Annotated in this window: 1 protein-coding gene; it reads right to left on the reverse strand. The window is 63.3% G+C overall.

What is annotated here, in order from left to right; all coding sequences use genetic code 11:
• The coding region (locus EOD07_RS36495; protein WP_164772966.1) for a ribonuclease E/G at positions 1-705 on the reverse strand (705 nt) is incomplete at both ends.

Consider the following 705-nt stretch of genomic DNA (forward strand, 5'->3'; position numbering starts at 1 on the left):
GTTGAGCACATAGAGCGCGGTCGCCGACGGTGTGCGCACGATGATGTGGCTGCGCGAATCCTTGAGCAGGAACTCCTCGATCGCCCGCACCACCATCAGCGCCACGGAGGAATCGGAGCGCACATGGCCGGTGCCGCCGCAATGCGGGCAGGGCTTCATGGTCGATTCCAGCACGCTGGCGCGGATGCGCTGGCGCGACATTTCCATCAGGCCGAAATGCGAGATGCGGCCGACCTGGATGCGGGCGCGGTCGTTCTTGAGGTGATCCTTCAGCCGCTTCTCGACGGAGCGGTTGTTGCGGTTCTCCTCCATGTCGATGAAGTCGATGACGATGAGGCCGGCAAGGTCGCGCAACCTCAACTGCCGCGCGACCTCCTCGGCCGCTTCCAGATTGGTGTGGAGCGCGGTCTCCTCGATCGAATGCTCCTTGGTGGAGCGGCCGGAGTTGACGTCGATCGAAACCAGCGCCTCGGTCTGGTTGATGATGATGTAGCCGCCGCTCTTCAGCGTCACCTGCGGCTGCAGCATGCGGTCGAGCTGCGCCTCGATGCCGTTGCGCACGAAGATCGGCGTTGTGTCGCGGTAAGGCTGAACCACCTTGGCGTGGCTCGGCATCAGCATGCGCATGAAGTCCTTGGCCTCGCGATAGCCGTCCTCGCCGGAGACCAGGATTTCGTCGATATCCTTGTTGTAGAGGTCGCGCAC

Source organism: Mesorhizobium sp. M2C.T.Ca.TU.002.02.1.1 (assembly GCF_003997225.1).